The following is a 25,488-nucleotide window of genomic DNA, read 5'->3' on the forward strand; positions in this document are numbered from 1 at the left end:
CGAAGTCTCTCTCCACGGCATCAACACCTCCCGCAAAAAGCGAAAAGTGTTACCCATGTCTCCGGTACAATTCGTCACCTATCTCTCAGCCCGGACACTCTTTGAGAACTCCCCCGAAACATTTCCTTTTCCGTTGGTCGCCGCCGCTTCGAGCAGTCGGCCGTCCTGTCCCTGCCGACTACCCTTCGACGCCGAGGAGCGACAGCGTGCGCGGATCGGGACTGCCGTAGAAGTGCCGGAGCGCCTCGCCGAAGGGGTGGTCCGCAGCATCCGCCGCGAGGAAGAGCGTCAGGCACGAACGGAACTTGACGTCGTCGAGCTAGCGGTAACATACAAGGCAGGTCAGAAGGCGAAGCCGGTCTGATATTCGCCCATATCGAGTCGTACTACGCCGAGAAGGGTCCACTGCTTCGGTCGTTTGGCCAAGGTGCCAAGGACAAAGACTATGCCTTTGTCCACATACTCACCCTCGTACTTTTCCTTCAGCATTTGAAGAGCTTGTTTTTCCCCGTACAAATGTCGCCACTTCCAGAAGGTGGTGTGTGTTTCCCAGTCCCCACACTGATGAGTGTGTCGGGCGCCGGTCTGGTCGGCGTAGGCGAAAGCAAGCATATATGGCGTCGGCTCGAACGGTTCCACCTCTTGATCCAGCATGTTGGCTTGGCGAGCTGATCGAGCGTAGGCCTCCGCTTCCTGCTGGATAACGATGGGAGGTTTCGGGCGATAGATGAAGCGAATCTGATCCGGGCGGATCGCAGTCAAGGACCGACCGAGCGATGCGGCCGCGTCCGTAGACGGAGTGATCAGAGGTTCAAGTAAGCTTCTCTTTTCCGCCGATCCACATTTGCCCAGGTTTTTGATGGTGCCCTGCAGAACCTTGCAACTCTCGACGCGCTTGTCCTGGGAGTTCGGCACGTAGTCAAAAGCGACCTTATCCCAACGTTTGAAGGTCTCGCCACCATGTCGGTAACGGATCGGATAGAGTCGCTTCCATTCCCCATCGGCTGTGATGCCGGCACAGCAGACTGTTTCAGAATGGCCGGTGCTCGGTCGTGGAAGCGCTTTGACCAGAATTGTGACTTGGGAGCTTCTCCGGATGGCGCTCATACCTGTCTTTCTTGTCAACAAATAGATCGAAAGAAACCAAATCATAATCCTTAAGTTGATTCGCCACAATCTGGCGATGACAAGTAGTAGGGTCTCTTTCGTAACACATCAGGCAGGTCATCTTTTCCTTTGCGATAGATGCAACATCATGAACTGCCCTCTGAGCACTATCAGTAGCGAGATGCTCGCCGAAGATTTTTTTAAATGTATCAAAGTCGCCCGCACGAGCTGCTTCGCGGCCCGGCTTTGGATCCCCAAGATCCTTCGCATGAACATAGCGGATGCCATGCGCTTCAAGGCGTGCAGCCAGCCTGTTCTTCGAAAATCCTTTCTTGCGGGAGACCGTCACAGCTCGAACATCGACGAGAACTTGGACACCGGCGACCTCAAGGGTTCTAACGAAGTCGTCGATCGTCGACCCCTCGTACCCAATAGTCATCAAGTTCGGCATGCGAATTCCTTTCGTCCACGGCCAGAGGAGCGGTGACCAACATATGGTTCGTGGGACTTGCCCGAACGTTAACGTTCTTGCGATCTAAAGGATGAACATACGAAACTGGCAGAAGTTAGCAATCCGCACCTTCAATCAGATATCGACGACGTCCTACTAGCGAGCGATCAGTGAGGTCTCTGAGTTGCAGGGGATCGGCTATCTCTCCGTGCCGAGGAGCGACAGCGTGCGCGGATCGGGACTGCCGTAGAAGTGCCGGAGCGCCTCGCCGAAGGGGTGGTCCACAGCGCCCGCCGCGAGGAAGAGCGTCAGGCATGAACGGAACTTGACGTCGTCCGGCGAGCCGAAGATCGCGTTCGCGCTCCGCTCAGGGTGTGAGAGAACGGCTTCGACGCATTCGCTCAGCCGCGGTCCGAGGAGCGGATGGGCGAGATAGGCGCGGGCCTCGCCGAGCGAGGCGATGCCGTAATATTGCGCCATCGGCGAGTGGCCTAGGCCGGAAAGTTGCGGAAAGACGAACCACATCCAGTGTGTCCGTTTGCGGCCCTCACGCAGTTCCCGAAGGACGTCGGCATAGACCGGCGCCTGCGCCTCGATGAAACGTTCGAGATCGAGGTCGTCTCCGTCGTCGTGTCCTGCCATGGCACCCTCCCTGGATCAGGCTCAATCTGGTGTCCTGCCTGCATCTGCAACCCTGCCGGGCGAGGCCGACATTGTCCCCAGTTTTCGCCCAGGCGTGCAGGATTGCAACAGGTAGCATCCTGCCCATTTTTTGCCCGAAAATGCCGTGATCTTTCGTGTTCGGGGGCGAGGCAAGCGTTCGGGAGGCACTCTCTGCCCAAAAATTCCTGCAGTGACTTTGTCGTCCGAATCGGATGAGAGAGCCCGCTCCAATAAGAAGCATGAGGGAGGAGCCCTTGGATATCTCGGAAGACGATATCGCCCTGATCCGGGTGATGAAGCACTATTTCGAAACCAAGGCCGAGGTTGGTGCCTTGAAGGTGCAGCTTGAGACCGCCCGACGTGCTGCTGGCGCCGAAGTCGCCGTCTTCTACGACCCTCGCTGCAATCTGGAACATGCCGAGGCTATCGTCCGCCAGGAGCAGCTGAAGCGCGACATGCTGCGGCTGATGAATCGTGCCGAAGCCTGGGGCCGCGGAGAGACGATCGGTTCGTCAGGCTGAAACTCCGCGACGATCGCGCAATTGCCCTACCCAGCCCCGTGGCGTTATCCTGACGATACGAGACGGCAAGTCGCGCTTCGAAGGAGGTGGCCCGCATGTCCTTTATCGATCGGAACGAGGCCGGCGAACGGCTGGCGACGGCACTTGCCGGCTACCGCGGCACCGACGCGGTGGTGCTGGCGCTGCCGCGCGGCGGCGTCGAGGTGGGGCTGCCTGTCGCACGGGCACTCGGTCTGCCGCTCGACCTTCTCCTTGTGCGCAAGATCGGTGTTCCTTTCCAGCCGGAGGTCGCCATGGGTGCGATTGTCGACGGCGACAAGCCGGAGGTCGTGCGCAACGAGGACGTGATCCGCTATGCGGGGGTGTCGGACAAGGATTTCGACGCCGCCTGCCGCAAGCAGCTCGAAGAGATCGAGCGCCGCCGCGGCATCTATCTCAAGGGGCGCGAGCCCGTCCCGGTCGGCGGCAGGACCGCCATCATCGTGGATGACGGCGTGGCGACCGGGGCGACGCTGAAGGCCGCGCTGAAAGGGCTCGCGGCGAAGAACCCGCGCCATATCGTGGTCGCGATGCCGGTGATACCGGCAAGCCTGATCCCGGAGCTGGAGGAACTCGCCGAAAAGGTCATCTGCCTCGAAGATCTCGGGCCGATCGGCGCCGTCGGCGCCCACTACCGCTATTTCCCCCAGCTCGAAGACGCAGACGTCGTCGCCTGCCTCGATGCCGCGGCGAAGCCAACGGTCGCAAAGCCGGCCGAAGAGGGACCTCCGCCGGCGTGAGATTGCGCGCGATCAGCTGCCGGAAGGCGCCTGGCATCGGGTGATTGCCGCCGAGAAGATCTCGGCGACCGAGACGATTGCCAGCCGTTCGCCGAGGGGCGAGGCGGCGGCATCGACCTGTACTGTATCCGTGATCAGCAATTCCGCGATCGGCGCCCTGGCGAGACGCTCCTCCGCTCCTTGTGAAAACAGCGCGTGCGTTGCGATCAGCCGAACCTCCCTGGCGCCGCGCGCCATGCAGGCCTCGGCGACCCTGACCATCGTTCCGCCGGAGCTGATGAGGTCGTCGATGATGATCGCCACGCGGTCCTTCACATCGCCCGCGAAGAGGTCGCCGGAAACGACGCCGGCGCTCCGCTGCTTTTCCATGAAGGCTTTGCCGACCGGTCGCCCGAGCTGCTTTTCCAGCCGTTCGCGAAAGCTGTCGGCGCGCTTGCCGCCGCCGAGATCGGGGGAGACGACGGTGACCTCTGCAGAGCCGACCTTTTCCGCGGTGTGGCGGGCGAAAGCGTCATAGGCGTCGAGGTGCAGCGTCGGAATGCGGAAGGACGACTGGTAGGCCGCAACATTGTGAGCTTCGATCGTGATCACCCGATCGGCGCCCATCGCCTCGATGAGTTCGGCGACGTAACGGCCGGTCAACGGATCGCGCGACTTGGTCTGGCGGTCCTTCCGGAGGTAGCAGAGGTAGGGTGTAACCGCGGTCACGCTCTTCGCGCCGTTGGTCTTCAGCGTCGCGATGAAGAAGAGCAGTCGGCATAACCGGTCGTTGGCCGAATGGCCACCGCCGCCGTTGAGGCTCGCGATAACGAAGGCGTCGCGGCCGCGCACGCTTTCGAGTGGCCGTGCCTTGTGCTCACCGTCCTCGAATTCCCGCTCTTCGAGCAGGCTCAGTTCCAATCCCATTGCCCGGGCGACCCGGCCGCCGAACTCGATGTCGCGGGCGAAGGAGAAGAGTAGGGGAGCGGGTGCGGCGGCAGACTTGGCCGGGCCGGCAGCGGCCGCGGCGACCGGGCGCAGCAGGACGCCGCCGAAGACCGCATCGATCGATCGTCCGTCCCCGGAGAGCGGCGCGACGACGATTTCCGCGACGATGCGGCCGCCATCCGCCCCGTGGGTCGTGAAGGTGGCGGAGATCGGCTCTCCCGTGCGGCAAACGAACTCGAACAACATGCGCAGCCGTACGCTGCCGCGCGGGAAGGCCGCATCCGAGAGCAGCCTCGTATCGCCTTCCTCGCCGATCAGGGGACGCACGGCCTCGGCGCCCGCATGGAGCACGTAGTCGCGCTCGGCCGTCTTCGCCCGGCGAAAGATGAAGGCTGCCTGAGGGCTGGCGTGGGCCACCGGTTCGAGCGCCGCAATCGGCGGGGCGATCAGGTCGGCGCGCTTGTCCTTCCAGTCTTCGAGAAGCGTCGCCAGCACCTCGTCTCGCGGGGTGGGTGCGCTGTCGATGCGGTCGAAGAACTGCTTCAGGCCGGGGTCGAGTTGAGCAAGCACTGTCATGGTAACCTCGCATGCGTGAGCGTCGCCCTTGAGCCTTGTCACGTCTGCAGCGCCTCCGTCTTGATCGGTGTCAAAAGGCGGCGTGCGCTTTCCTGCAAGACGCGCGTTGACAGGCGTCAAGGCATCCCTGTCTAATCCCGCGCATATTATGATGTCTTCATGGATGGGAAGCCATAGGCCTCATGCCGGTTACGATCGAAGAGAAGCTCGACGCGCTCCGAAAGCCTGCGCTCTATGGGAACGGAGCCGCAGACGTGCTGGCCGTCGAAACCCATATGTCCTGGGTCTTTCTCGTCGATGATGAGGTCTACAAGATCAAGAAGCCGGTGCATTTTCCCTTCGTCGACTTCACGACGCTCGACGCGCGTGAACGGAATTGCCGCGAAGAAGTGCGCCTGAACCGCCGGCTTGCGCCCGACGTCTATCTCGGCACGGTGGCACTGGTCCGTCGGGCGGATGGGTCCGTCGCGCTCGAAGGCCCGGGTGAGGTGGTCGACTGGCTGGTGCGCATGCGCCGTTTGCCGCAGGACCGCATGCTGAGCGCAGTGCTCACCGCCGGCGGTGCGGACGGGGCGACGGCCGACCGGCTGACGCGGGTGCTCGCGGACTTCTACCGCAAGGCGGAGCGCTCGCCGCTCTCCCCGCAGGAGCACGTGCAGTGTTTCGAGAGCCAGCAGGCGCAAAACCGGCAGGTGCTCAGCCATCGGGATTTCGACGTCGACATGCAGGCCATCCGGCGGGTGCTGAACCGTAACGACGAGTGCCTCCACGCGCTCCGGCCGTTGATCGAGGGGCGGGTGGCCGACGGCCGCTTCGTCGAGGGACATGGCGACCTCCGGCCGGAACACGTCTGCCTGACCGATCCGATCACCATCATCGATTGCCTGGAGTTCAGCTACCTGCTTCGCCTTGTCGACCCCTTCGAGGAGATCGCTTTCCTCGGCATGGAATGCGCCTTCCTCGGCGTACCGGAGATCGGGCGGGAGCTTGCGGCCCGTCTCGGGGCGGCGTTGGGCGACTCGGTCGCGCCGGAACTCTATCAGTTCTATTCCGCCTTCCGCGCGACGATGCGAGCCCGTATGGCGCTCGGCCACCTCGTCTACGGCCCGGCCGTCAACCGCCCCGCCTGGGAACGCAAGACCGACCGCTACATCGCGCTTGCCGAACATTTTCTCGCCATGCCGGAACTGGCGGCAGTCTCCGCCCGCGATATGTAACGGGTGCGGCGCCGGCCCGAACGCCGCCGATATGAGGACGACGTGATGCTGCTTCAACTGCGCAAGGTGAGCAAATCCTACATGACGGCGGAGGGACCGCTTGAAGTCCTGCATGAGGTCGATCTTGCGCTCGATGCCGGAAGCACGCTGGCGCTCACCGGGGAGTCGGGCAGCGGCAAGTCGACCCTTCTTCATCTCGCCGCCGGCCTCGACGCACCGGATTCGGGTGTTGTCGAGGTCGCCGGTCAGAACGTCGCGACGCTCGATGATGCGGGGCGGGCGGCGTTGCGGCGCGGCACCGTCGGCCTCGTCTTCCAGCAGTTCAACCTCATTCCCTCCCTCGACGTAGCGGCGAACCTTGCCTTTCATGCGCGGCTTGCCGGCCGGCACGATTCCCGTTGGCAGGCGGAGCTGAAGGAAAGACTCGGCCTGAGCGGCCTCACGCGGCGCTATCCCGAGCAGCTTTCCGGCGGGCAGCAGCAGCGGGTGGCGATCGGCCGCACGCTTGCCGCACGCCCGAAGCTGGTTCTCGCCGACGAGCCGACCGGCAACCTCGACGAACCGACAGGCGACGCCGTGCTCGCGCTGATGCTGACGCTGGTTGCCGAGACCGGGGCGGCATTGCTGATGGTCACCCATTCTGAGCGCCTCGCCGCGCAACTCGATCGTCGCGTCCACCTCAAGGCCGGGCGGATTGCATGATGTGGCTCGCGGGGCTCGGTGCACTCCTTTCCCATTGGCGGCGCCAGCCGCTGCAGTTTGCCATGCTGTTTGCCGGACTGGCCCTTGCCACCGGTCTCTGGTCCGGGGTGCAGGCGATCAATGCCGAGGCGCGGGCAAGCTATGGCCGGGCTGCCGCCAGGCTCGGGCAGAACCGGCTCGAACAACTCGTGGCGAAGGACGGAGGATCGATCGCCGGTGACCGGTTCGTGGCCCTGCGGCGCGGCGGCTGGCTCGTCTCGCCGGTGGTCGAGGGCGAGTTGCGGGTAGGTACCCTGCGCCTGCGGTTGATCGGCATCGATCCGCTGACGCTACCGGCCGAGGCGCGGCAGCTGGAGGTGACGGGCGGCGAGGCACTGCGCCGCTTCCTGACACCGCCAGGCCTCATCTTCGCCAGCCGCGAGACTGCGGCTCGACTCGCCGGCGAAGGACTGCCGCCTGTCGAGATTGCCGAGGATATTCCGGCCGGAACCGCGATCACCGATATCGCCGTCGCCCGGCGGCTTCTCGGGCAGACGGAGACGATATCGCGCTTGGTGGTTGCTCAGGAGCAACCGCTCGGGCGGGCGCCGCTCTCGGTTATCGCGCCGGATCTGGAGCTGCGAAAGCCAGACGCGCAGGGCGATCTCGCTCGCCTCACCGACAGCTTCCACCTGAACCTCACCGCTTTCGGAATGCTCGCCTTCGTCGTCGGGCTCTTCATCGTCTATTCGGCGATCGGTCTTGCCTTCGAACAGCGCAGGCCGACCTTGCGCACGCTGCGGTCGCTCGGGCTTCCGGCCCGCGCCCTGACCATCCTGCTTGTGACCGAGCTGGCGGCCCTTTCGCTGGTTGCCGGGTTCTTCGGCGTGGCGCTCGGCTATCTCGTCGCCTCGGCCTTGCTGCCCGACGTAGCGGCGACCCTCCGCGGCCTCTATGGCGCCGACGTGCCGGGCACCCTGCAGCTGCGGCCGGAATGGTGGGCGACGGGGCTCGCGATCGCCGTCGCCGGGACGCTCGCCGCTGCCGGCCAGAACCTCTGGCGCGCCGCCCGGATGCCGCTTCTCGCGCCTGCCCAGCCGCGTGCCTGGGCGCGTGCCTCGGAGGCGGGCCTGCGGGTACAGGCGGTCGCCGCCGTATCTCTGTTTGCCGTGGCACTCGCGCTCACCCTTTGGGGACAGGGCCTCGTCGCCGGTTTCGCCTTGCTCGGTGCCTTGCTGCTCGGCGCGGCGCTCTTGCTGCCGGTGCTGCTGATGGCGCTGCTTGCGCTTTTCGGGAGGCTTTCGTCGGGGCCGGTGTCGGCCTGGTTCTGGGCCGACACGCGCCAGCAGCTGCCGCGGCTTTCGCTGGCGCTCATGGCGCTGTTGTTGGCCCTTGCCGCCAATGTCGGCGTCGGCACCATGGTCGCGAGCTTCCGGCTCACCTTCACCGGTTGGCTCGACCAGCGGCTGGCCGCCGAGCTCTACGTGACTGCCCGGACCGAGGACGAGGCGCGCGCCCTGCGCACCTGGCTCGAACCGCGCGTCGATGCCGTGCTGCCGATCTGGCATGTCGAAGGCGAGCTGCTGGGCGGTCCGGCCGAAATCTACGGGGTCGCCGATCATGCGACCTACCGGGAGAAATGGCCGCTCATCGAGGCCACGCCCGGGGTTTGGGACGCGGTGGCAACAGGGGCGTCAGCGGTGGTCAACGAGCAGCTCGCCCGCCGCCACGGGATTACGCCCGGCGACCGGCTGGCCCTGCCCGGTGGATGGACGGTTACGGTCGCCGGCATCTATTCCGACTACGGCAATCCGATCGGACAGGTGATCGTCGGCATAGACGCGCTCACCACCCATTACCCGGAGGTGCCGCGGCTGCGCTTCGGCCTCAGGCTTCCGCCGGCCGAAGCACCGGCACTCGCCGAGGCGTTGCGGACGGAATTCGACCTGCCGCCGCAAAACGTGCTCGACCAGGCGACAATCAAGCAGCGCTCGCTGCAGGTGTTCGAGCGCACCTTCGCGGTGACGGCGGCGCTCAACGTGCTGACGCTCGGGGTTGCGGGCGTGGCGATGTTTGCGAGCCTGACCACCCTTTCCGGCATCCGCCTCGCGCAGATAGCCCCGGTCTGGGCGATGGGCCTCACACGAAAGCGTCTGGTGTTGCTCGAACTCCTGAGGACCATGCTGCTTTCGGCCTTCACGCTGGTTGCGGCCCTCCCCACAGGCGTCGCGCTCGCCTGGGTGCTGCTTTCGGTGGTCAATGTCGCCGCCTTCGGCTGGCGATTGCCGATGCACCTCTTCCCGACCGACTGGCTGCGCCTTGCATTCCTCGCCGGACTTGCCTCACTCGTTTCGGTCGCGATACCCTTGCGGCGGCTCGCAAGGATGACGCCAGCCGATCTTCTCAAGGTCTTCGCCAATGAACGTTAGGGCGTGCCTCCTCCGCCTTCCTTTCCTCGTCCTGTCGGTGCTCGCTGCGGTGCCCGGACCGTTGTGGGCGCAGGGGTTCGCCGGCCTCGGCACGCAGGCCGAGGGTTTTTCGGTTCCCGAGCGAGGCGTGTCACTCGTTTTCCCGCGCGATCACGGCGCGCATCCCGACTATCGCATCGAATGGTGGTACCTGACCGCGAACCTGAGATCCGCCGACGGCCGAAGCTTCGGGCTGCAATGGACGCTGTTCCGTTCCGCACTCACGCCCGGCGGCAAGGAGGCTTCCCAGATCTGGATGGGGCATGCGGCGGCGACATCGGCCGCACGGCATCTGGTCGCCGAACGCCTCGCCCGCGGCGGCACCGGACAGGCCGGCGTGACACTGGCGCCGTTCTCGGCATGGATCGACGACTGGAAGATGGAAAGTCGCGTGAGCGCCGGGGCGCTTGCCGCCGGTGCCGACCCGCTTTCCAGCCTTGCGCTCGGCGCCTCGGGCAAGGATTTCCGCTATTCGATGGAGCTGGAGGCGAAGCGGCCGCTCGTGCCGCAGGGCGACCGCGGCTACTCGGTCAAATCGGTCGAGGGGCAGGCGAGCTACTATTATTCGCAGCCCTTCTACACGGTCAGCGGCAGGCTGGTTCTGCCCGAGGGGCAAGTCGCGGTCACGGGCGAGGCCTGGCTCGACCGGGAATGGTCGTCGCAGCCGCTCTCCGCCGGCCAGACCGGCTGGGACTGGTTCTCGCTGCATCTCGGCGGCGGCGAGAAGCTGATGGCCTTCCGGCTGCGCGGCGACAGCCAGGGCTACATGTCCGGCACCTGGATTTCCGCCGACGGGCGGCCGACACCGCTCGGGCCTTCCGACCTCGCTGTCACGCCGCTCGATACCGCGAGGGTCGCCGGTCACGTCCTGCCGGTTCGCTGGCGGGTCGAGGTTCCCGGCCACGGTTTCGACGTGACGACCGAGGCGTTAAACATCGACGCCTGGATGGCGGTCTCCTTTCCCTATTGGGAAGGGCCGATCCGCTTTTCAGGGTCGCACGAGGGACAGGGCTATCTGGAAATGACCGGATACAGGTAGCCGCCCGGTTCAGGCGAGTTCGATCCCGTGCGAGGCGAGATTTGCGGCCAGCTCCACGGCATTCCGGGCCTGCATCTTTGCGAGAATGCGGGCGCGGTGGACTTCGACGGTGCGCATGGAAATCGAAAGCGCATCCGCAATCTGCTTGTTCAGCATGCCGGCCATCAAGAGCTTCAGCACGTCCATCTCGCGCGCCGAAAGCTGTTGCAGCTGCTGTTCGATCAACGCGCGCTGCCGGCTTTCCGACATCTTGCCGAAGCGCTTCTCGAGGCAGGCGATGACGGTGTTGACGAGCTGGTTGTCGTTGAAGGGTTTCTCGATGAAATCGGCAGCGCCCGTCTTCAGCGCCTCGACCGCGACCGGTACGTCGCCGTGTCCGGTGAGGAACACCACGGGCGCCTCTGAGCCCGCGGCCTTCAGCCGGTTGAAGGTCTCGAGCCCTGAAAGCCCGCCCATGCGCATGTCGAGGATGATGCAGGAAAAGGGTTCGAGCGGCAGTGCGGCGAGCAGCGCTTCGCCGCTTTCGAACGGAATGGCGCGCATCTGCCGGGACATGAGGAGGAAGGCGAGGGAATCGCGGATGGCCGGATCGTCGTCGACGAGATAGACGGCGGCGTCCTTCAGGAAGGGCTTTGCTGAAATCATTCGGCCGCCGCCCTTTCGGGTTGAGGCACCGGCAGAACGATCGAGAAGATCGTGCCGCCGGTCGGGCTCGGCCGGTGTTCGAGCCGCCCGTGGTGCAGCTCGATGATCGTACGGCAGATGTTGAGTCCCATCCCCATACCGTCCTGCTTGCTGGTCACGAAGGGCTCGAAAAGACGCCCGGCGACCGTCGGCGAGATGCCGGAGCCGCTGTCGCGGACCTCGATCACCTGGTGGTCGTCCTCCTGGCGCAGTTCGACCTCCAGCCGCACGTGCCGCGCCGACGGTCCCCCCATCGCCTCGATGCCGTTGCGCATCAGGTTGATCATCACCTGCTCCATCAGGATGCGGTCGGCCCGCACCGGCGCCAGTCCCTTCGGCGCGAAGACCTTGATCGTCGCGTTGTGGTTGCTGGCATCGGCCTCGAGGAAGGAAGCCGTCTCGACGATGACGGAGGCGAGCTCGACATCCTGGAATTTCGGATCGCGCTTGCGCACGAAATCCTGGATGCGGCGGATGATCTGGCCGGCACGCTCGGTCTGGAGCGAGAGTTTCTCCAGCGCACCGACCACCTGCCGGTGATCGCAATCGGGAGACTGCAAGAGGTTCAGCGAGCCCGCCGCATAGCTCGCGATCGCCGCCAGCGGCTGGTTGAGTTCATGGGCGAGGGAGGATGCCATTTCGCCGAGCGTGACGAGGCGGCCGGTCCGCTGGAGGTTCTGCGACTGGACGCGGGCGATCTCTGCGGCCCGCTTCTGGTCGGAGATATCGATGATCGAGCCCATCCAGCCGCGATGCCGCCCATGGGCGTCGACCAGAGGCGCCTCGAAGACCTGCACTTCGAGGTCGGAGCCGTCGCGGCGGCGGAAGCAGGTCTCGAAACTTTGGATCTTGAGCCCGCCCTTGTTGAGCGCCTCGTGGCGGGCGAGCGTCTCGGCAATACGGTCCTCATGCCAATAGGGCATCGGTGGCTTGCGTCCGGTCAGTTCCTCGGCGGTGAAGCCGGTCATCTGGCAGAAGGCGTTGTTGACGTAGAGGATCTTGCCGTCGTGGTCGCGGGCGCGCAGGCCGACGGTCAGGCTCTCTTCCATCGAGCGCCGGAAGGCCATTTCCGACCGCAGCCGCATTTCCGCGGCCTGGCGTTTGAGGCCGTTGCGGTAGAGGACGAGAAGCGAGAAGACGGCGAAGAGCGACAGCCCCAGCACGCCGGCGACCAGCAGATTGTTCGAGAGATTGCCACCGACCCGGTAGCTCGATATGGCGAGCCATGCGCCGGCGAGCGGCGGGTCGAAGCTGATCTTGTGGGTGAGGCTCGTGTCGGTCGGCTCGACACGGGTCTTCTCCGCGAGCACGGCATTGTCGATGTCGACGAGCTGCACGGCATATTTCTCGGTGATCCACCAGGGGATCTGGCGCGCGATCAGCGAGCGGATCGATATGACGGCCGAGACGCTGCCGCCGTCGCCCAGCGCCGTCGAGATGCTGGTAACGAGATCGCCGTCGGACGTCTTGGTGAGCGGCCCGTAGATCGGCCTGACGCTCGCAGCTGCTGTAGCCCGGTTGGGCAGTGGCGAGGTCGCACCGCTGCCGGATCCGGCGCCTTCCGGAACGGAGAAGACCGGCCGGCCATCGGCGTCGAAGAGGGCGATGCTCAGGACCTCGGGATTGTTCTGCAGATGAATGCGGGCGCGGTCGCCGAACTGCGGCAGACCGATCTGGTGATGGGCATGATCGAGCGCCAGCCGCGCGATGGCATCCTCGTCCACCGAGAGCTGGAAGCGTAGCGTCTGCTCCACCCAGAGCGCGTCCGAGATCAGCGTCGTGCGCAGCCGTTCGTTCTCGTTGTAGTTGATGGCCCAGAGGAGCAGCGAGATCATCGCCGTGAGCACGACGATGGTGACGAGCGGGATCACCTGCAGCAGGTCTTGCCTGCCGCCGTCAGCGGAATCCGGTCCGTCACTGCTGGATCTGAAGATCGTCAAAGCCGCTTTTGATGCCTCCCCGCGCGACTTCTACGCCAAAAGCCGCGGAATTTCGACAAAAAAGCGCATCGGTATCCAGTCGCCTGAGCAGGCATCACGGCACAGCGCGGCGCTCACGACCAAGCGTTGTGGCTCAGGCGAACGCCCGGAGCGCGGATTGGCAGTGGGCTTCGCCTGCCGTCAGTCCATCAGCCGTTTCTTGCGTTCGTCGAATTCCTGATGGTCGATCTCGCCGCGTGCATAGCGGTCCTTGAGAAGGTCGAGCGCCTTGCCGCTGCCGGAGGCGTTCGAAGGCAGGTTGATCGCTCCCGTGTATTTGAGGGCGTAGATGATCCCGACGACGATCGCCACCAGGATGAGAATCATGAAGATCGGACCGAATATCATGCCGAAACCTCCCCATTGATCGCCCCACATCATGCCGTGACCGTAGTAGTACGGCCTGTCCCGAGGATCGGCCGCCGCCTGGGCGAGGGCCGGAACCGCCGGTGCTGCGAAGATCGCGGCAATGGCCGCCGTGCGGACGAAGGTCTTGTACATCTGAGACTCCGATGCTGGCGAAAACACGAGAAGCTCAATTAGTAATCCGGAAAGTATCTCCCGGCAATGCCGGATCGTTGTGGCAAAAGCGCGAAGCAATTGACACGACGTAAATATCAGGATTGCCGAATGGAATGGGCGTCACCGAAAAGAGCGTGCCCCGATTTGACCCAGACGCCGGCCTCCAGCCGTTCGTCCGGGTGCGGCCATGTGGAAATCCACAATAGCGCCACATTTCACGAAGGCCTAAGAGAGCGGCAGTCCGGGTGGTGGAACGCGGGGGGACGGTTCTCGCGTGGGCCCGGAGCATATCAGGAGGAGATATCCAATGTTCGATCGCCGCACGTTCCTGCGGACTGCCGCTGCAGTCTCGCTTTCCGTTTCCGCCTTCGCACTCGCTGCATCCGGTGCTGCTGCCGCCGATCCGATCGTGATCCGTTTCTCGCACGTCGTCGCACCCGACACGCCGAAGGGCAAGGGCGCCGACAAGTTCAAGGAACTCGCCGAAAAGTACACGAACGGTGGGGTGAAGGTCGAGGTCTACCCGAACTCGCAGCTCTACAAGGACAAGGAAGAACTCGAAGCCCTGCAGCTCGGTGCCGTCCAGATGCTCGCGCCGTCGCTTGCCAAGTTCGGCCCGCTGGGCATCAAGGAATTTGAAGTCTTCGACCTCCCTTACATCTTCTCTGGCTATGACAGCCTGCACAAGGTGACCTACGGTCCGGTCGGCAAGAGCCTGCTCGACAAGCTCGGTGCCAAGGGCATCCAGGGTCTCGCCTTCTGGGACAACGGCTTCAAGATCATGAGCGCCAACAGCCCGCTGAAGACGCCTGACGATTTCCTCGGTCTCAAGATGCGCATCCAGTCCTCGAAGGTTCTGGAAGCCGAAATGAACGCGCTCGGCGCGGTTCCGCAGGTCATGGCGTTTTCGGAAGTCTACCAGGCGCTGCAGACTGGCGTCGTTGACGGCACCGAAAACCCGCCGTCCAACATGTATACGCAGAAGATGCATGAGGTGCAGAAGCACGCGACGCTCTCCAACCATGGCTACCTCGGCTATGCGGTGATCGTGAACAAGAAGTTCTGGGACGAACTGCCGGCCGACGTCCGCGGCAACCTTGAAAAGGCGATGACCGAGGCGACCGAATATGCGAACGGCATCGCCAAGGAAGAGAACGAGAAGGCGCTTGCGGCGATGAAGGCGGCCGGCACCACCGAGTTCCACGAACTTACGGCCGACGAACTCGCGTCCTGGCGCGAGGCGCTGCTGCCGGTCCATGACGAAATGGCCGAACGTATCGGCGCCGACCTCATCAAGCAGGTGCAGCAGGAAGCCGGCGTCAGCCAGTAAGCCCGCTTCAGCGACAGTTGACGCCGCATCGCCCCGCTCCTGGAGAGGGGGCGGTGCGGCGCTCGTTACGGACAATCGGCCCGCGCCGGTCCGGCCTCTCGGGGTATCGGCAAGCGGGCGTGACCGGCACGGCCCAGCAATCCGCCGACAGTTCGATGTTCCGGTTCCACCGGCACCGACGAGCGGGCGCGTATGAGGCCGGTCGATGCGACCGAGGAGGTCCTTTTCATGCTTCGCATCCTTGACAGGCTCGAGGAGATCCTGATCGCCACGCTGATCGCCACGGCGACCGTGATCATCTTCGTCGCCGTCGTTCACCGCTACTCCCTCGGGCTGCTGGCCGACGTGGTCAGTCTGTCCCGAAGCCTGGATATGCCTTGGCTGATGGGCTTCTCGCGCACGCTCTATTTCGGCCTTCGCTCCGTCAACCTCGTCTGGGCGCAGGAACTCTGCATCATCCTCTTCGTGTGGATGGCGAAGTTCGGCGCTGCCTACGGCGTACGCACAGGTATCCATGTCGGTATCGACGTCGTGATCAACCGCATGCAGGCGAAGAACCGCGCCCGGATGGTTCTGTTCGGGCTTCTCGCCGGCGCCTTCTTCACCGGCGTCATCGCGACGCTCGGCGCGAATTTCGTCTTCCACATGTACCACACGGATTCGATCTCGCCGGATCTCGAAATGCCCATGTGGCTCGTCTATCTGGCGATTCCGCTGGGCTCCGCCCTCATGTGCTTCCGCTTCCTGCAGGTCGCCTGGACCTTCAGCCGCACCGGCGAATTGCCCCACCACGACCACGGACACGTGGACGGGATGGATGAGGAGGCTGAAGCCATTGCCGCGAGCCCGCTGACTGCGAAGGATCACTGAGCCATGAACGCGACACTCATCTTCGGAGGGCTCGTGGCCCTCATGCTGACCGGCATGCCGATCTCGATCGCGCTCGGCCTCACCGTTCTCGCCTTCCTGTTCACGATGACGGCGGTGCCGATCGACACGGTGGCCCTGAAGCTCTTCACCGGCATCGAGAAGTTCGAGATCATGGCGATCCCCTTCTTCATCCTCGCCGGCAACTTCCTGACCCACGGTGGCGTCGCCCGCCGCATGATCAATTTCGCGACCTCCATGGTGGGGCACTGGTACGGCGGGCTCGGGCTTGCGGGCGTCATCGCCTGCGCGCTCTTCGCAGCTGTGTCCGGCTCCTCGCCGGCCACCGTCGTGGCGATCGGTTCGGTGATCCTGCCGGCGATGACCCGTCAGGGCTTCCCGAAGCAGTTCGGCGCCGGCGTCATCACCACATCCGGTGCGCTCGGCATCCTGATCCCGCCGTCGATCGTCATGGTCATGTATTCGGTCGCGACCTCGGGCATGCAGGCGACCGGCCCCGACGGCCAGGTGGTCTCGGCGGCATCGGTCGGTGAGCTCTTCATGGCCGGCGTTATCCCGGGCCTCATTCTCGCGTCACTGCTCGCGGCCACCACCTGGTACCGCGCCTACAAGAACGACTATCCGCGGCTGCCGAAGGCGAGCTGGCTCGAACGCTGGCAGACGTTCCGCAAGGCCGTCTGGGGCCTGCTGCTGATCATCATCGTCATCGGCGGCATCTACACCGGCGTCTTCACGCCGACCGAAGCCGCCGCGATGAGCGCCGTCTACGCCTTCTTTATCGCCGTTTTCGTCTACAAGGACCTGAAGCTCTCGGATATTCCGCGGGTGCTGCTGTCCTCCGCCAACATGTCGGCGATGCTGCTCTACATCATCACCAACGCCGTCCTGTTCTCCTTCCTCATGACGCATGAGAACATCCCACAGGCGCTCGGCGAATGGATGGTGAACTCGGGTCTGAACTGGTGGATGTTCCTGATCGCCGTCAACATCCTGCTGCTCGCCGCCGGCAACTTCATGGAGCCGTCGTCGATCGTGCTGATCATGGCGCCGATCCTTTTCCCGGTCGCCGTGCGTCTCGGCATCGATCCGGTGCATTTCGGCATCATGATCGTCGTCAACATGGAAGTCGGCATGTGCCATCCGCCCGTCGGCCTCAATCTCTACGTGGCCTCCGGCATAACCAAGATGGGGATCACCGAGCTGACGGTCGCCGTCATGCCTTGGCTGCTCACCATGCTGGCCTTCCTGCTCGCGGTGACCTACATCCCGGAAATCTCGCTCTTCCTGCCGCGGTTCCTCGGCATGTAAGACGAAGTCCCAGCTACCGGGCGGAGCTTGCTCCGCCCGGTACTGCTCCGCCTCATGCCTGCGCTCCGTGGGCGGTGTTGCGGGTCCGTGCGACCCAGGCCGCACCTTCCCGTGCATGGTGGAAGCCGTTCGAGAGCGGCACGTCGGGATAGACTGCCCCGATCCGTGCGACCGCCTCCTCCGCATCGATCCGTTCGGCGAGCGCATCCTCGTAGACCCGCACGATCGCCGCCATGTCGCAGTCCTGCGGCGAGAGGCGGAAGCGTGAGACGCCGGCGGCGACGAGATCCGGCAGTTCGCCGACCAGTGCCTGGCAGGTGTGGGAGACCGTCTGGACGCCGTTGAGTGCGAGGAAGGACTGCCGGTCGAGAGTGCGCACCGGCATTCCGTCCGGCTCCTCGCCGCAGACGAACTGGCAATTGTCCTTGATCTGGCCCTTGGCGCGGGCATGCGCGCAGCGTGCCGAAATCGCGAGCGGAATGCGGCCGAAGGCGAAGACCTCGAAGGCGATGCCGGGGGCGCCGGCCGCGATCTCGGCAACGGAAGCCATTGAAAGCTCCGGCGGCAGGCAGATCGCGGTCGCCCCGCGATTGGCGAGAAGTCTCGCGGTCGCGGCGTTGTAGACGTTGATCAGCGGCCCGATCGTGTGCCGCTTGCCGGCCAGAAGACCGAGCGCGGAAAGGTCGTTCGCCTCGACGATATGCGCGCTGTCGCGGATGAGATTGCGGACGTGCTGGGCCTCGCGCTCGAGCGTCACCAGCGCAAGCGTCGAAAGCCGCACGGACTTGCCCGCCGCCTCGAGCCGCTCCACCACCTCGGCGAGATGCGGCTCGGTGAAGTGCAGGCGCTTGGAGCAGACCGTCTCGCCGATCACCACCTCGCCGACCGGGGCCTCGTCGGCGATGCGGAAATAGAAGTCGCGCCATTTCGGGCCGTCCCAGAGATAGAGAACGGGCCCGAGCACCAGTGCCGGATTGGCTGAAACCATGGTCATGTCCTTGTTATCTCCAGCGCTTTTCGTAGGCGCCGGATGTGGTGCGCTGGCCTTCGCTGAGGAGCCTGAGACGGGACAGCAGCGCCGGTCGCGCTGCCGCATCGGCGGACAGCGCCTGCCGGAGCGTCGAGACGACCTCCGCGACATAGGCTTTGCCGCGCTGGCGTCCCTCGACCTTGAGCGCGCAGACGCCTGCCGCGCGAAGGGCGTCGAGGTGATCCATGACGTCGAGGGAGACCGGGTCCTCGAAGGCGTAGCCGCTGTCGCCGCCCGTCTCGAAACGGCCCTTGCAGAGCGTCGGATAGCCGGCGGCCTCGCCGGCCGGGAAGCGGTTGATCGTGTACTCTCCGAGTTCGGAAACGAGTTCGGCACCGTCCTGCCGATAGTGGACATGGCTTGCCGGCGAGCACACGCCGTTCATGTTCGGCGACTTGCCGGTAGCGTAGGAGGAAAGCGAGCATCGCCCTTCGGCCATGACGCAGAGCCCGCCGAAGACGAAGACCTCGATCTCGCAGCGGATCTGCGGCGCAAGCCGGGCGATGTCGGCGATGGTCAGCGTGCGCGGCAGCACCACGCGCTTCGCGTTGAAGGCGTCGACCAGGAAATTGATCGCGTCGGCATTGGAGGCGGAGGCCTGCACCGAGACGTGCAGACGCTGGTCGGGATGCCTTTCCGCGACATAGGCCATCAGGCCGAAGTCGGCGAGGATCAGTGCATCGGCGCCGAGTCGAACGGCGTCGTCGGCCGCCTTGTACCAGATGTCTTCGGCGCCGGCCCGCATGAAGGTGTTGAGCGCCACGAAGGTCATGACCCCCTTGCGCTTGGCGAAGGCGATCGCCTCGCCGAGTTCGGCCGGCGTGAAGTTGAGCCCGGGGAAGTTGCGGGCATTGGTTTCGTCGCGGAAGCCGCAATAGACGGCGTCCGCGCCGGCGTTGACCGCCTCGCGGAAGGCGGCGGGCGTTCCCGCCGGGCAGATCAGTTCCATCGGCCGGCCTCCCCGGTAAGCGCACGGTCGCGGACATAGTTGAGCGCCCGGCTAACGAGCGGCGCGAAGGGACCGGAAGCTTGGCCGAGATCCTTCGGCAGGTCGATATTGCTGTCGTCGAGGGCGTTCCTGAGCGCCAGCATGGCTTCCATGTCGCCGGTGACGGTCAGGTCCCGCGAGAAGAACAGTGCATCAGCGTCGCAGCGGCCTTCGAGCAGCGCCAGCAGCAGGAAGAGCGGACCTTCGACGGCGGCGTCGGCCTCGGGTCGCTTCGGCTTGCGCACGACGGTAAGCGAAAGGCGGGAGGGCTCGACGAGGAAGCCGATCGGCAGATCGTCCGGCACGAAGCCGTAGCGCTTCTGGCGGTAGTCGCCGAGCCGTTCGAAGAGACCCGGATGGGCCTTCAGGACCCGGGTGAAGGCCAGTCTCGCCGCACGTTCGATCATGAAGACCGGAATGACGCCAAGGGGATCGGCGAGGGCAGGCGGAACACGCATCAGGAACACCTTTCGAAAGGGGAGGTCGCGCCATGCTAATGGCATCGAGGATGCGATCATTTGAGCCAGCGCAAAGACATGCAGGTTTTCCTCCGCCACAGAGGCGGGATGACCCAAGCTCCTCCGGCCATCCGCCGTTTCTCCGATCTCCAGCATTTCATGGGCGAACTCGAGCGGCGCGGCCGCCTGAAGCGGGTGACAAGGCCCGTGTCGCTCGTTCATGAGATCACCGAAATCCACCGGCGGACGCTGGAATCCGGCGGCCCGGCGCTGCTCTTCGAGAAACCCGTCGATGCCGCCGGCAGGGTTTGCGACGTGCCGCTTCTTGCCAACCTCTTCGGCACCCGGGAGCGGATCGAGTGGGGCTTCGGGCTCGAGAGTGGCGGCCTGCCGCGGTTGGCCGCCATGCTCGCCGACCTGCGCGACCCCCGCCCGCCGAAATCCATGCGCGATGCCTGGGGCAAGCTGCCGCTCCTGAGGGCGGCGCTTTCGATGCGCCCGAGAAACGTCAGCCGTCCACCGGTGCAGGACATCGTCTGGCGGGATGCGGAGATCGATCTCGGACGCCTGCCGATCCAGTGGTGCTGGCCGGGCGAGCCGGCGCCGCTCGTCACCTGGCCGCTCGTCATCACCCGGGCGCCGGACGATCCGGCCGACGTCAATGTCGGCATCTACCGCATGCAGGTCCTCGACGGGCAACGCCTTATCATGCGCTGGCTCGCCCATCGCGGCGGCGCCCGCCACCACCGCATGTGGCAAAAGCTCGGGCAGGACATGCCGGTGACGGTCGCGATCGGTGCCGATCCGGCGACCATCCTCGCCGCCGTCATGCCGCTGCCGGAGGGCATGAGCGAGATGAATTTTGCGGGACTTCTGAAGGGCAAACGTTCCGAACTCGCCCCCGCACTGACCGTCCCGCTCTGCGTACCGGCCAATGCGGAGATCGTGCTCGAAGGCATGGTATCCGCGAGCGAGACGGCGGAGGAGGGGCCTTACGGCGACCATACCGGCTACTACAACAGCGTCGAGCGCTTCCCGGTGATGACGCTTTCGGCGATCACCATGCGCCGCAACCCCGTCTATCTCTCGACCTATACCGGCCGCCCGCCCGATGAGCCGTCCGTGCTCGGCGAGGCGATGAGCGAAATCTTCCTGCCGCTCGTCAAGCGCCAGTTTCCGGAGATTGCCGATCTCTGGCTGCCGCCGGAGGCATGCTCCTACCGCGCCATGGTGGTGGCGATCGACAAGCGCTATCCCGGCCAGGCGCGGCGGGTGATGATGGGATTGTGGTCGATGCTGCCGCAGTTCAGCTACACGAAGCTCATCATCGCCGTCGACCCGGATATCAACGTGCGCAACTGGCCCGACATCGTCTGGGCGCTCTCGACCCGCTTCGATGCGAGCCGTGACGTCACCGTGATCACCGACACGCCGATCGACTATCTCGATTTCGCCTCGCCGAAACCCGGCCTCGGCGGCAAGCTCGGCCTTGATGCCACGACGAAGATCGGCCCGGAAAGCGAACGCGAATGGGGCCGGGTGCTGAAGATGTCGCCGGAGGTCACGGCGAAGGTCGACGCGCTCTGGGCGGACCTCGGGATCGGAGAGGCGTCATGAGCCGGATGCGGATCGTACTCGGTGTCTCCGGTGCCTCGGGCGCCGCCATTCCGCTCCGCATATTGGAGCGGCTGCAGGAGATCGAGGGTGCCGAAACCCACCTCGTCGTTTCCGACGCGGCACGACGCACCCTGTCCCACGAATGCGGTCCCGACGCGCTCGGGCGCCTGCTGGCGATGGCGACCGAGAACCACCCGATCCGCGACGTGGGCGCCACGATCGCCAGCGGCTCCTTCCGCACGGCAGGCATGATCGTCGCGCCATGCTCGATGCGCACGCTTGCGGCGATCGCCACCGGCATCGCCGACAACCTTCTCGTCCGTGCCGCCGATGTCCATCTCAAGGAGCGCCGCCGGTTGATCCTGCTCGCGCGGGAAACGCCGCTCCATCTCGGTCACCTGCGCAACATGTCCTCAGTGGCCGAAATGGGCGCGATCGTCATGCCGCCGGTTCCGGCTTTCTATCACCGGCCCGAAAGCGTGGAGGCCATCGTTGATCATATCGCCGCCCGCGCGATTGATCTCCTCGGCCTGCCGATCCCGCCGCTTGCACGCGAATGGGAAGGCTGAACGTCAGGAAAACTGTCTAGACCAGCAGGTAATAGACCCCGCTTGCGGCGATCATCCCGCCGAGCGCGCGCACGACGTAGCCGTGATAGAGCCTGCCGAGCGCGAAGCCGATGCCGATGCCGAGAATGTGGATGAGACCGGTCGAGACGACGAAGCCGACGGTGAAGGCTGCGGGATCGGTCGCTCTAAGCGTCAGCTGTCCGTGCGGATAGCCGTGGAAGATCGCGAAAAAGGCGACGATAACGAGGGCCGCCCATTCCGGAGCCACCCAGCGCGCGGCGATCACCCCGCCGAGCACGAGGAGCGAGACGGCGATCGCGAGTCGGATGAGGTCGTCGGGAAAGAGCCCTAGCATGCCTGCAAAGCCGCCGACGCACATGATGAGCGGGAAGGTGGCTGGAAGCGCCCACACAGACCGGCCACCCATTTGCGCGCCCCAGAGCCCGACCGCCAGCATCGCGAGAAAGTGGTCGAAGCCGGCGAGCGGATGACCGAAGCCGCTGCCGAAGCCGCCCATGACGCCGCCGAGCGCATGGGCAGAGGCTTCCGCGGGCGCAGCCGCCATTGCGACCGTCGTGAGAATGGCCGGCAGGAAAGATGTGCCGTGGCGGCGGATTCTGGGCCGGTGGGGAGACTTCGGCGGGCGGATCATGGCACTTCTCCAGGCTAGGCGGCGGACGACGGCGGCCTCCGACACGATCCATCTACAATTTCCGGTGATTCGGATATAGTCGAGGCCGACTCGCCGGCTGCCAGCCGGGACCTCGACACATCGAGCTGGAGATCGTGCTCATGCTGTTTTCGAACCTGTCGCGTCGCATTGCGGCGGTCCTGCTTTCCGGCCTAACACTGGCGACGGTGCCGGCCGTGGCGCATGCCCATATCCTGCAGGGGGAGGCCGGCGGTTTCCTGCACGGTTTCGAACATCCCCTTTCGGGCGCCGATCATATGCTGGCGATGTTCTGCGTCGGCCTCTGGGGTGCGCAGATGGGCGGCCGCGCCGTCTGGAGCCTGCCGATCGCCTTCCCGCTGATCATGGTCGTCGGCGGCATGCTGGGGATTGCCGGCGTTCCGCTGCCGGCCGTCGAAAGCGGCATTGCCCTTTCCATCATCGTCCTCGGGGCCTCGATCGCCCTGCTGTGGCGCCCGCCGGAATGGCTCGCGCTCGCGGTGATCGGCGTCTTCGCGATCTTCCACGGCTATGCCCACGGTGCCGAACTGCCGAATGCCACCGACCCGGCCGACTATGCGATCGGTTTCGTGGTCGCGACCGGGCTCATCCACATCGCCGGCATCGCCGTCGGCCTCCTCTTTCAGCGCGTGCGCGCGGGCGAGCTGTCGCGTGCGCTCGGCGGGCTGATCGGTCTCGGCGGCCTCTACTTTCTCGTTTCCTGATGTCGATGCACAAGCCGGTGGTGGCGCCGTCGCGTCGAAGCCTTTGTCTGGCGGCATGTGCGCTTGCAATCACCGCCGCCGTGGCGCTTGCTGCTTCAGCCTACCAGTCCGGCTGGCAGGGCAATTGGCTCCTTGCCTCCGTCTTCACCGCCGAACGCATCCTGCCGCTTGTCGGCCTCGGCCTTCTTCTCGGCCAGTTGCCGCGGCGGATGTTGCCGTTCGCTCTGGCGTCCCTCGTGTTGGGGGCGGCCGCCGGCATTCTGCTGCGCGAACCGTTCTTCGCGCTGATGGCCCCGGTCCCTGGCGCAGCGGCGCATCTCTTCCTGACCGGCCCGATCGCCTGCGTGCTCATTGGTCTGCCGCTCGTGCTGCCGCGTGGCGCCCGGACGTGGTTCGCCCTGCCGCTGCTGGCGCTGGTGGGTGCGGCTCTTGCGATTGCGACGCTTCTCGGCGACCCGACCCTGCATGAGCGGAGCTACCGGCCGCTGGCCTTTGCCGCCGAAATCTGGATCTCGGCCACCGTGGCGCTCGCCGCGGCCGCCTTCGACCGTGCCTGGCTCACGGTTGCTGCCCGCATCTTCGCGAGCTGGCTGATCGCTATCGGCTTTCTCTACGGCGGGGCGTATATGGCGGCAAAGCGCACCGCGCTCGAACCGCCACCGTTTCCAGCGCTGCCGGCCGACGGCGAGTTCCCGGGCTTCGGGCGCGTCCTGCAGGAACTCGACGGAAAGGAGCCAGCGGGATGATCCACAACGCTGTCGTGCGCCGATGGCTCTCCGTCGGCCTTCTATGGCTCGCCTCGGCCGGGCTTGCGACAAGCCACCCGGACATCGCCGTGACCGCGCGCGTGCTGTTCGATGTAGAGGCCGGTCGACTGGTTTCCATCGTCGAGAGCCTCGCGATCGACGAAGCCTCGAGCCGTCGGCTGCTCTCCCGGTTCGATGCAAATGGTGACGGCATCTTCGACCAGGCGGAGCGCGAGGCGATGCGTCAGGCACTGACCGGCGATTTGGGCGGCATCGGTTTTTTCGCCGAGCTTTCGGTGGATGGAGAGCGGAGGGCGCTCGGCGTGCCGGACGCCTTCGACGTCAGCATTTCCGACGGTGTCGTAACCGTCGTCTTCGGCTTCCGGCTGGAGGAGCCCGTCGCGCTCGCCGGCCGCAAGCTCGAACTCGTGTTGCGGGATCGCGACTATACCGCCGCCGTAGCCTTCGCCGCGGATCGGCCGGCCGTTGTCCGGGGTGGCGAGGGCTGCAGCGTCAGCCGCGAGACGCGTCCCGCCGACGCCTATTTCGGTGGGCTGGTCGTGCCGGAAGCTGTCGTGCTCGCCTGCCGGTGAGCCTCAGAGGAAGATCTTGCGTTCCTCGTTCACCAGTTCCTGCAGGTATTGCACGACCGTGCGCACGCGGGTCAGATCGCGGGCGCTTTCGTGGAAGATCGTCCAGTAGGCGCGCCGGATCGCCACCTCCGGCAGCACCCGGCAGAGCTCGGGATACTGGCGGGCGATATAGGTGTGCAGGATGCCGATGCCGGCGCCCGAACGCACCGCCTCGGTCTGCCCGATCGCGCTCGATATCTCGAAGGCGGAATCCCAGCTGCGCGAGATTTCGCCAGTATAGTTGAGCGAGGCCGAGTAGATGAGGTCTTCCACGTAGCCGATCAGGCTGTGTTCCTTCAGCGCCTCGACATTCGCCGGACCTCCTGCTTCGGAGAGATAGTCGCGGGAAGCATAGAGGCCGAGCGTATATTCGGTGAGCTTGGAGGAAACGAGCCGACCGGTCTCCGGGCGCTCGACGGTGATCGCGATGTCGGCCTCACGGCTCGACAGCGAAAAGGCCCGCGGCACCGGCACGAGCTGGATCTTGAGCTGCGGATGCCGGTCGATCAGCCGTCCCAGCCGGGGGGCGAGGAAGGCGACGCCGAATCCGTCCGGCGCGCCGATCCGGACCGTTCCGGCAACCGCCGTGTCGGTTCGGCCGAGGCGGGCCTGGGCGGCGAGCATCTCGGTTTCGATGCGCTCGGCGGAGACGAGAAAGCCTTCGCCTTCGGCGGTCAGTTCGCAGCCGTTTGTCCGCCGCACGAAGAGGCGGGTCTGCAGCGCCTCCTCGAGCGCGGTCAGTCGTCGCGAGAGGGTCGCGTGATTGACCCCGAGCCGTCTTGACGCGGCAAGGATCTGGCCGGCCCGCGCCACGGCAAGGAAGATGCGAACGTCATCCCAGTTCATTCGCGACTGCCTCCAGAGAGCATCAATTTCTGCACAACCGATGCGTATATCATCGCGTTGTGTTGTG

27 protein-coding genes are annotated in these 25,488 nt (G+C 65.2%); 14 read left to right on the forward strand and 13 right to left on the reverse strand.

The window, feature by feature from the left end; all coding sequences use genetic code 11:
- Window positions 1-178 precede the first annotated feature (178 nt).
- The 4 genes from NHF53_RS24250 to NHF53_RS03370 all read right to left on the reverse strand — a co-directional run bounded on the left by NHF53_RS24250 (window position 179) and on the right by NHF53_RS03370 (window position 2,200).
- Window positions 179-292, reverse strand: a complete 114-nt coding sequence (locus NHF53_RS24250) for a hypothetical protein (RefSeq protein ID WP_374591148.1) — start codon at window positions 290-292, stop codon at window positions 179-181.
- Window positions 293-342: 50 nt separating this feature from the next.
- Window positions 343-1,107: a hypothetical protein gene (locus NHF53_RS03360; protein WP_252833097.1), complete on the reverse strand. Its 765-nt coding sequence runs from the start codon at window positions 1,105-1,107 to the stop codon at window positions 343-345.
- Window positions 1,031-1,558, reverse strand: a complete 528-nt coding sequence (locus NHF53_RS03365) for a DUF488 family protein (RefSeq protein ID WP_252833098.1) — start codon at window positions 1,556-1,558, stop codon at window positions 1,031-1,033. The genes NHF53_RS03360 and NHF53_RS03365 overlap by 77 nt, the downstream gene beginning before the upstream one ends.
- A gap of 198 nt (window positions 1,559-1,756) precedes the next feature.
- Window positions 1,757-2,200: a DUF1810 domain-containing protein gene (locus NHF53_RS03370; protein ID WP_252833099.1), complete on the reverse strand. Its 444-nt coding sequence runs from the start codon at window positions 2,198-2,200 to the stop codon at window positions 1,757-1,759.
- Window positions 2,201-2,475: 275 nt separating this feature from the next.
- Between NHF53_RS03370 and NHF53_RS03375 the strand changes: the two genes are divergently transcribed.
- Window positions 2,476-2,742: a hypothetical protein gene (locus tag NHF53_RS03375; protein ID WP_252833100.1), complete on the forward strand. Its 267-nt coding sequence runs from the start codon at window positions 2,476-2,478 to the stop codon at window positions 2,740-2,742.
- Window positions 2,743-2,837: 95 nt separating this feature from the next.
- Window positions 2,838-3,521 (forward strand): phosphoribosyltransferase, encoded by a 684-nt coding sequence (locus tag NHF53_RS03380; protein ID WP_114362702.1) that lies wholly within the window; start codon window positions 2,838-2,840, stop codon window positions 3,519-3,521.
- 12 nt (window positions 3,522-3,533) lie between these two features.
- On the opposite strand, the gene NHF53_RS03385 is transcribed toward NHF53_RS03380, so the two are convergent.
- Window positions 3,534-5,024 (reverse strand): ribose-phosphate pyrophosphokinase, encoded by a 1,491-nt coding sequence (locus NHF53_RS03385; RefSeq protein ID WP_252833101.1) that lies wholly within the window; start codon window positions 5,022-5,024, stop codon window positions 3,534-3,536.
- 182 nt (window positions 5,025-5,206) lie between these two features.
- Between NHF53_RS03385 and NHF53_RS03390 the strand changes: the two genes are divergently transcribed.
- The 4 genes from NHF53_RS03390 to NHF53_RS03405 are packed head-to-tail and all read left to right on the forward strand — an operon-like array spanning window position 5,207 to window position 10,429.
- Entirely contained in the window at window positions 5,207-6,241 is a 1,035-nt protein-coding gene (locus NHF53_RS03390) for a hypothetical protein (RefSeq protein ID WP_252833102.1), read from the forward strand.
- Between the two features lie 45 nt (window positions 6,242-6,286).
- Window positions 6,287-6,943, forward strand: a complete 657-nt coding sequence (locus NHF53_RS03395; protein ID WP_252833103.1) for an ABC transporter ATP-binding protein — start codon at window positions 6,287-6,289, stop codon at window positions 6,941-6,943.
- Complete coding sequence (locus tag NHF53_RS03400) at window positions 6,943-9,351, forward strand: ABC transporter permease (RefSeq protein WP_374591151.1); 2,409 nt, start codon at window positions 6,943-6,945, stop codon at window positions 9,349-9,351. Before NHF53_RS03395 ends, NHF53_RS03400 begins: the two co-directional genes overlap by 1 nt.
- On the forward strand, window positions 9,341-10,429 hold the full coding sequence (locus NHF53_RS03405; protein ID WP_252833105.1) for a lipocalin-like domain-containing protein: 1,089 nt from the start codon (window positions 9,341-9,343) through the stop codon (window positions 10,427-10,429). The genes NHF53_RS03400 and NHF53_RS03405 overlap by 11 nt, the downstream gene beginning before the upstream one ends.
- A 9-nt stretch (window positions 10,430-10,438) precedes the next feature.
- Here NHF53_RS03405 and NHF53_RS03410 read toward each other — a convergent pair whose 3' ends face one another.
- The 3 genes from NHF53_RS03410 to NHF53_RS03420 form a co-directional block, all read right to left on the reverse strand.
- Window positions 10,439-11,074, reverse strand: a complete 636-nt coding sequence (locus tag NHF53_RS03410; RefSeq protein WP_252833106.1) for a response regulator transcription factor — start codon at window positions 11,072-11,074, stop codon at window positions 10,439-10,441.
- Window positions 11,071-13,053 (reverse strand): PAS domain-containing sensor histidine kinase, encoded by a 1,983-nt coding sequence (locus NHF53_RS03415; protein ID WP_252833107.1) that lies wholly within the window; start codon window positions 13,051-13,053, stop codon window positions 11,071-11,073. Before NHF53_RS03415 ends, NHF53_RS03410 begins: the two co-directional genes overlap by 4 nt.
- Window positions 13,054-13,233: 180 nt before the next feature.
- Window positions 13,234-13,593, reverse strand: coding sequence for an SHOCT domain-containing protein (locus NHF53_RS03420; RefSeq protein WP_210205974.1), 360 nt, complete (start codon window positions 13,591-13,593; stop codon window positions 13,234-13,236).
- Window positions 13,594-13,921: 328 nt separating this feature from the next.
- On the opposite strand from NHF53_RS03420, the gene NHF53_RS03425 reads away from it, so the two are divergent.
- The 3 genes from NHF53_RS03425 (at window position 13,922) to NHF53_RS03435 (ending at window position 17,140) form a co-directional block, all read left to right on the forward strand.
- Window positions 13,922-14,944 (forward strand): TRAP transporter substrate-binding protein, encoded by a 1,023-nt coding sequence (locus tag NHF53_RS03425; RefSeq protein WP_252833108.1) that lies wholly within the window; start codon window positions 13,922-13,924, stop codon window positions 14,942-14,944.
- A 228-nt stretch (window positions 14,945-15,172) separates the two neighbouring features.
- The gene (locus NHF53_RS03430) at window positions 15,173-15,814 is read left to right on the forward strand and encodes a TRAP transporter small permease (protein WP_252833109.1); all 642 of its coding nucleotides are present in this window, start codon (window positions 15,173-15,175) and stop codon (window positions 15,812-15,814) included.
- A gap of 3 nt (window positions 15,815-15,817) precedes the next feature.
- The gene (locus tag NHF53_RS03435; RefSeq protein WP_114362571.1) at window positions 15,818-17,140 is read left to right on the forward strand and encodes a TRAP transporter large permease; all 1,323 of its coding nucleotides are present in this window, start codon (window positions 15,818-15,820) and stop codon (window positions 17,138-17,140) included.
- Between the two features lie 52 nt (window positions 17,141-17,192).
- On the opposite strand, the gene NHF53_RS03440 is transcribed toward NHF53_RS03435, so the two are convergent.
- Genes NHF53_RS03440 through NHF53_RS03450 form a run of 3 tightly spaced genes read right to left on the reverse strand, consistent with a single transcriptional unit; the run spans window position 17,193 to window position 19,619 of the window.
- Entirely contained in the window at window positions 17,193-18,128 is a 936-nt protein-coding gene (locus NHF53_RS03440) for a U32 family peptidase (protein ID WP_252834899.1), read from the reverse strand.
- Window positions 18,129-18,141: 13 nt separating this feature from the next.
- The gene (locus NHF53_RS03445) at window positions 18,142-19,119 is read right to left on the reverse strand and encodes a peptidase U32 family protein (protein ID WP_252833110.1); all 978 of its coding nucleotides are present in this window, start codon (window positions 19,117-19,119) and stop codon (window positions 18,142-18,144) included.
- Complete coding sequence (locus NHF53_RS03450) at window positions 19,110-19,619, reverse strand: SCP2 domain-containing protein (protein WP_170141831.1); 510 nt, start codon at window positions 19,617-19,619, stop codon at window positions 19,110-19,112. The genes NHF53_RS03445 and NHF53_RS03450 overlap by 10 nt, the downstream gene beginning before the upstream one ends.
- Window positions 19,620-19,724: 105 nt before the next feature.
- On the opposite strand from NHF53_RS03450, the gene NHF53_RS03455 reads away from it, so the two are divergent.
- A complete protein-coding gene (locus tag NHF53_RS03455; RefSeq protein WP_252833111.1) occupies window positions 19,725-21,233 on the forward strand; it encodes a UbiD family decarboxylase in 1,509 nt (502 codons plus the stop codon).
- Entirely contained in the window at window positions 21,230-21,802 is a 573-nt protein-coding gene (locus NHF53_RS03460) for a UbiX family flavin prenyltransferase (protein WP_252833112.1), read from the forward strand. The genes NHF53_RS03455 and NHF53_RS03460 overlap by 4 nt, the downstream gene beginning before the upstream one ends.
- A gap of 16 nt (window positions 21,803-21,818) precedes the next feature.
- On the opposite strand, the gene NHF53_RS03465 is transcribed toward NHF53_RS03460, so the two are convergent.
- On the reverse strand, window positions 21,819-22,454 hold the full coding sequence (locus NHF53_RS03465; protein WP_252833113.1) for a HupE/UreJ family protein: 636 nt from the start codon (window positions 22,452-22,454) through the stop codon (window positions 21,819-21,821).
- Between the two features lie 140 nt (window positions 22,455-22,594).
- Here NHF53_RS03465 and NHF53_RS03470 point away from each other — a divergent pair, with 140 nt between their 5' ends.
- Genes NHF53_RS03470 through NHF53_RS03480 form a run of 3 tightly spaced genes read left to right on the forward strand, consistent with a single transcriptional unit; the run spans window position 22,595 to window position 24,536 of the window.
- Window positions 22,595-23,197 carry a HupE/UreJ family protein gene (locus NHF53_RS03470; RefSeq protein WP_252833114.1) on the forward strand — a complete coding sequence of 201 codons (603 nt, stop codon included), beginning with the start codon at window positions 22,595-22,597 and terminating at the stop codon, window positions 23,195-23,197.
- Window positions 23,197-23,943, forward strand: a complete 747-nt coding sequence (locus NHF53_RS03475; protein WP_252833115.1) for a hypothetical protein — start codon at window positions 23,197-23,199, stop codon at window positions 23,941-23,943. Before NHF53_RS03470 ends, NHF53_RS03475 begins: the two co-directional genes overlap by 1 nt.
- On the forward strand, window positions 23,940-24,536 hold the full coding sequence (locus NHF53_RS03480) for a DUF1007 family protein (protein ID WP_252833116.1): 597 nt from the start codon (window positions 23,940-23,942) through the stop codon (window positions 24,534-24,536). The genes NHF53_RS03475 and NHF53_RS03480 overlap by 4 nt, the downstream gene beginning before the upstream one ends.
- A gap of 3 nt (window positions 24,537-24,539) precedes the next feature.
- Here the strand turns inward: NHF53_RS03480 and NHF53_RS03485 are convergent, their stop codons facing one another.
- Entirely contained in the window at window positions 24,540-25,421 is an 882-nt protein-coding gene (locus NHF53_RS03485; RefSeq protein ID WP_112689133.1) for a LysR family transcriptional regulator, read from the reverse strand.
- Window positions 25,422-25,488: the final 67 nt, after the last annotated feature.

It is taken from the genome of Ciceribacter sp. RN22, from assembly GCF_024054295.1.
Lineage (GTDB): Bacteria > Pseudomonadota > Alphaproteobacteria > Rhizobiales > Rhizobiaceae > Allorhizobium > Allorhizobium lividum.